The following is a 5,789-nucleotide window of genomic DNA, read 5'->3' as shown; positions in this document are numbered from 1 at the left end:
GAAGAAAAAACAGATGCTTGCTTTTGACATGGCTCTCTCCCTGAGCGGTGGTTGAAATGCACGTCAATCCCTGACGTGCATCTGATCTTACGCTGAAAGCAGGCCTTCTTACAAATCCAGCTTTTCCGCGACGAAATCCGCATCCTTGTCACCCCGGCCGGACAGGTTCACCAGAATGGACTGATCGGGCGACATCTCTTTCGCCAGCTTGCAGGCATGGGCAATGGCATGAGCGCTTTCCAGGGCGGGAATGATGCCCTCGGTGCGGGACAGGTTGATGAAGGCATCCAGGCATTCCCGGTCATCCGCGGTGACATATTCCACCCGCTCCAGATCTTTCAGATAGCAGTGCTGGGGGCCGACGCCGGGATAGTCCAGCCCGGAAGCGATGGAATACACCGCCAGAGGATTGCCCGCCTCATCCTGCAGGTTGTAGCACTTGAAACCGTGAATAGCGCCCTTGCTGCCCTTGGTGAGGGTCGCGGCGTGATCCGGCGTGTCCAGACCCTTACCGGCGGGTTCCACGCCGATGATGCGCACGTCTTCATCGGGCAGAAACTCGGTGAACAGGCCGATGGCATTGGATCCGCCGCCCACACAGGCCATGATCACGTCCGGCAGCCTGCCCTGCTTCTCCAGGAACTGGACGCGCGCTTCCTTACCCACGATACTCTGAAAATCCCGAACCATTTTTGGAAAGGGATGGGGACCGACTACCGAGCCGATAGCGTAGAAGAAATTCTGCGGATCTTTCAGGTATTCCTCGAAAGCGCTGTCCACGGCATCTTTCAGCGTACGGGTGCCGCAGGAAACCGGTACCAGCTTGCAGCCCAGGATCTTCATCTTGGTGACATTGGGATGTTCCTTTTCGATATCGATCTCGCCCATGTGGATCTCGCATTCGATACCCACAAGGGAACAGGCGGTGGCCAGTGCCACACCGTGCTGCCCTGCGCCGGTTTCCGCCAGTACCTTGGTTTTGCCCATGAACTTGGCCAGCAGCGCCTCGCCCAGGCAATGATTGATCTTGTGCGCGCCGGTATGGTTCAGGTCTTCACGCTTGAGGAAGATCTGCGCCCCTCCCTGCTGTTCGGAAAGCCGGCGGGCGTGGAAGATCGGGCTGGGTCGCCCCACGTAATCGGCATACAGGCTGGCCAGTTCATCCTTAAATTCCTTTGTCTGGCGCACTTCCTCGTAGGCGCGGTCGATGTCATCCATGATGGCCTTGAGCTCGGGAGGAATGATCTGCCCTCCATACTCACCAAAGAAACCTTCTTCATCAGGCATGGCGCTGTAGTCGATTTTCACTGGATATTTCCTCCCCTCAGGTGTGATTCAGGAACCCAGTTTATCAATAAAGTACGGCCATCAGTAGCGGTTCATGGCTTGTGTATTAGCGTATAATTGACATTTCCCTGTCCATGTATTCAGTGCCTGCCGTGAACAACGATTCCCAGCCTTCCCTTTCAGACCTGCTCAAGCAACGCATCCTCATGCTCGACGGCGCCATGGGCACCATGATCCAGCGCCATAAGCTCACGGAAGAAGACTACCGGGGCGAGCGTTTCCGCGACTGGCCTTCGGATGTGAAAGGCAACAACGATCTGCTGGCCCTCACCCAGCCGGACATCATCCGCGGCATCCACGAGCAATACCTGGAAGCCGGGGCCGATATCCTGGAGACCAATTCCTTCAACGCCACCCGCGCCTCCATGGCGGACTACGGCATGGAGGAACTGGTGTACGAGATCAACGTGGCGGCGGCGCGTCTGGCGCGGGAGGCGGCGGACAAATTCAGCAATGACGACAAGCCCCGCTTCGTGGCCGGGGTGCTGGGTCCCACCAGCAAGACCCTGTCCATTTCCCCCGATGTTAATGATCCGGGTTATCGCGCCATCACTTTTGATGAACTGGCGGAGAACTACCGGGAAGCCACCCGGGGACTCATGGAAGGCGGGGCGGATATCATCCTCATCGAGACCATCTTCGACACCCTGAATGCAAAAGCAGCCATCTTCGCCGTGCAGGATGTGTTCCGGGAAAGCGGCACCGAGCTGCCCATCATGATCTCCGGCACTATCACCGACCAGTCCGGCCGCACCCTGTCGGGCCAGGTGACGGAAGCCTTCTACAACGCCCTGCGTCATGCCCGGCCCCTGTCCATCGGCCTCAACTGTGCCCTGGGGCCAGACCTGCTGCGCCAGTACGTGGAAGAGCTGTCCCGGGTGGCGGAATGCTTCGTCTCCGCCCATCCCAATGCCGGCCTGCCCAATGAATTCGGCGAATATGATTTGACCGCGGAGCAGATGGCCGAATCGGTGGGCGAATGGGCGGCATCAGGCTTTATAAATATTGTTGGCGGTTGCTGCGGTTCGACGCCAGAACATATCAAAGCCATTTATGAGCAGGTGAAAGACCAAACACCGCGTCCGCTGCCTGAGCTTGCCCCCGCTTGCCGCCTGTCGGGCCTGGAGCCTTTGAACATCACCGAGGACTCCCTGTTCGTGAACGTGGGGGAGCGGGCCAATGTCACCGGCTCGGCCAAGTTCAAGCGCCTGATCCTCAACGAGGAATATGAGGAAGCCCTGGAGGTGTGCCGCACCCAGGTGGAGGAAGGCGCCCAGGTCGTCGATGTGAACATGGACGAGGGCATGCTGGACGGCAAGGCGGCCATGATCCGTTTCCTCAACCTGTGCGCCGCCGAGCCGGACATCGCCAAGGTGCCCTTCATGATCGACTCCTCCAAGTGGGAGATCATCGAAGCCGGCCTGCAGTGCGTGCAGGGCAAGGCCATCGTCAACTCCATCTCCATGAAGGAAGGCGAAGACAAGTTCCGCGAGCAGGCGCGCCTGTGCCGCCGCTATGGCGCGGCGGTCATCGTCATGGCCTTCGACGAAACCGGCCAGGCGGACACCTACGAGCGCAAGATAGAAATCTGCGAACGCGCCTACCGCATCCTGGTGGACGAGCTGGATTTCCCCCCCGAGGACATCATCTTCGATCCCAATATCTTCGCCGTGGCCACGGGCATAGAGGAACACAACAACTACGCCGTGGATTTCATCGAGGCCACCCGCTGGATCAAGGAACACCTGCCCCATGCCCTGGTGTCCGGCGGCGTGTCCAATGTGTCCTTCTCCTTCCGCGGCAACAACCCCGTGCGCGAAGCCATACACGCGGTGTTCCTCTATCACGCCATCCGCGCCGGCATGGATATGGGCATCGTCAACGCCGGGCAGCTGGTGGTTTATGACGAAGTGCCGGAAGATCTGCGCAAGGCCGTGGAGGACGTGATCCTCAACACCGATCCGGAAGCCGGCGACCGCCTGGTGGAGCTGGCACCCAAATACGCCGGAGACGGCAGCACCGTGGAGAAAAAGGAAGACCTGGAATGGCGCAGCTGGCCTGTGGAAAAGCGCCTGGAACATTCCCTGGTGAAAGGCATCACCGAGTTCATTGACGAAGACACCAAAGAGGCCCTGGAAAAGCTGGGCCGTCCCATCAATGTCATCGAAGGGCCGCTGATGGCGGGCATGAACGTGGTGGGCGACCTGTTCGGCGCGGGCAAGATGTTCCTGCCCCAGGTGGTCAAGTCCGCCCGGGTGATGAAGAAATCCGTGGCCTGGCTGGAGCCTTACCTGGAGGCGGAAAAAGCCGAGTGCCCGGCGGAGAACGCGGGCAAGATCCTCATGGCCACGGTCAAGGGCGACGTGCATGACATCGGCAAGAACATCGTGGGCATCGTGCTCCAGTGCAACAGCTATGAAGTCATCGACCTGGGGGTCATGGTGCCCGCGGATAAAATTTTACAAACCGCCAAGGAAGAAGAAGTGGACATCATCGGCCTGTCCGGGCTGATTACGCCCTCCCTGGACGAAATGGTGCACGTGGCCAAAGAAATGAAGCGCCAGGGATTCGAGATACCCATCATGATCGGCGGCGCCACCACCTCCAAGGCACACACAGCGGTCAAGATCGAACCCCAGTACGAGCACGGCGCAGTCTACGTGGCCGATGCCTCCCGCGCCGTAGGGGTGGCCAGCGCCCTGCTCTCGTCAGACCAGAAACCGGCTTTTCTCGCGGATCTCAAAAAAGAATACGCCGCAGTACGTGAAAGCCGCAGTAAAAAGAACGAGGCCCGCAGCCTAGTGACCATAGACCAGGCCCGGACCAACCCCACCCCCATCGACTGGCAGGCCTGGCAACCCACCCGCCCCAAGGTACTCGCAGATCAGGCTGTAGGTCGGGCTTCAGCCCGACTGACCCCCGCCGGTGCCGGCACCCTCATCATCTACGATGACATTCCCCTGGATGAACTGATCCCCTACATCGACTGGACCTTCTTCTTCCACGCCTGGCAGCTGCGCGGACGTTACCCAAAAATCCTGGACGACCCGGAAAAAGGCGAGGAAGCCCGCAAGCTGTTCAAGGATGCCGAGCAGATGTTGGACAGGATCCGGCAGGAGAAATGGCTGCGCGCCCGGGCCGTGGTGGGCCTGTTTCCGGCCAATGCCATCGGTGACGACATCGAGCTGTACCAGGACGAAGAACGTAAGCAAGTACTCACAACCTTCCACAACCTGCGCAAACAGGGCAAACAGCCCGCCGGCAAGTACAATGAATGCCTGGCGGACTTCATCGCCCCCAAGGACAGCGGCAAGGCAGACTGGCTGGGGGCCTTCGCCTGCACTGCCGGGGAAGGCATAGACGAGAAAATCGCCGAGTTCGAAAAGGACCACGACGACTATTCCAGTCTCATGCTCAAGGCCCTGGCCGACCGTCTGGCCGAGGCCTTGGCCGAATGGCTGCACGAACAGCTGCGCCGGGCGCTGTGGGGCTACGCGAGTAAGGAAACACTCACCAACGAGGAGCGCATCGCGGAGAAATACCAGGGCATACGCCCGGCCATGGGCTACCCTGCCAGCCCGGATCACACGGAAAAAGATCTGCTCTGGGAACTGCTGGACGCCGAGGCCAACACCGGTATCTGGCTCACGGAGAGCAAGGCCATGGTGCCGACTGCTGCGGTCAGCGGCCTGTATTTCTCTCATCCCCAGTCCCGCTACTTTGCAGTAGGCAAGATCAATCGGGATCAGCTCGAAGACTATGCTAAACGAAAGGGCATGGAGCCAAAGGTACTGGAAAGATGGCTGGGCCAGAACCTGGCCTACGACCCGGAAGACTGATGCCGGACCAGGATCCGAAAGTCCTCCAGCAGCAGGTACAGGATTTCCGTGCCGGTTTTCAGAGCGTCCTCATCGCGACCACCTCCCTGGAAGGCGAACCGGACATCAGCTATGCCCCCTTCGTGCTGGATGATTCAGGGCGCGTCTGCATCTACATCAGCCAGTTGGCCCGCCACACCCGAAATCTGCTGGAACAGCCCCGGGCCAGCCTCATGTTCATTGCCGGTGAGCAGGACAGCCGCAACCTGTTTGCTCGCCAGCGGCTCATACTCCAGTGTACAGCCCGCCGGGTTCCGGAAGCAGAAGCCGAGCCGGTCCTGCAGCAGATGCAAGCGCGGTTCGGCAAAACGCTGGAGCTGCTGCGTTCCCTGCCCGATTTCCTGCTGTTTCGGTTAGATGTCGAAAATGGCAGTTTTATCAAGGGCTTCGGACAGGGCTGGTCGCTCGAAGGAAATGGTCTGCAGATTCTGGCGTTGAGAACAAACTAGTGTAGTGTTGCGTTCTTAATGGAACTAATAATTACAGTATTTGTCTATAATTTCATTCGAGAGAAAATGAGAAATAATCTTGTGAGAGTGGCCGTTGAAATTACCTTGGACAAAG

At 59.0% G+C, this 5,789-nt stretch carries 3 protein-coding genes; 2 read left to right on the top strand and 1 reads right to left on the bottom strand.

The features are described from left to right. Positions 1-108 precede the first annotated feature (108 nt). Positions 109-1,287 carry a tryptophan synthase subunit beta gene (gene trpB, locus ACOCD2_RS10965; protein ID WP_293647614.1) on the bottom strand — a complete coding sequence of 393 codons (1,179 nt, stop codon included), beginning with the start codon at positions 1,285-1,287 and terminating at the stop codon, positions 109-111. Between the two features lie 134 nt (positions 1,288-1,421). Here trpB and metH point away from each other — a divergent pair, with 134 nt between their 5' ends. Together metH and ACOCD2_RS10955 are read left to right on the top strand one after the other, a co-directional pair. Further along, entirely contained in the window at positions 1,422-5,186 is a 3,765-nt protein-coding gene (metH, locus tag ACOCD2_RS10960) for a methionine synthase (protein WP_293647612.1), read from the top strand. Then, positions 5,186-5,674 (top strand): HugZ family protein, encoded by a 489-nt coding sequence (locus ACOCD2_RS10955; RefSeq protein WP_293647610.1) that lies wholly within the window; start codon positions 5,186-5,188, stop codon positions 5,672-5,674. Before metH ends, ACOCD2_RS10955 begins: the two co-directional genes overlap by 1 nt. The last annotated feature ends 115 nt before the right edge of the window (positions 5,675-5,789 follow it).

Origin of the sequence: Thiolapillus sp., from assembly GCF_048562965.1 — a bacterium.
GTDB classification, from domain to species: Bacteria; Pseudomonadota; Gammaproteobacteria; order Chromatiales; family Chromatiaceae; genus Thiolapillus; species Thiolapillus brandeum_A.
This window is presented reverse-complemented; position numbering and strand designations above follow the sequence as displayed.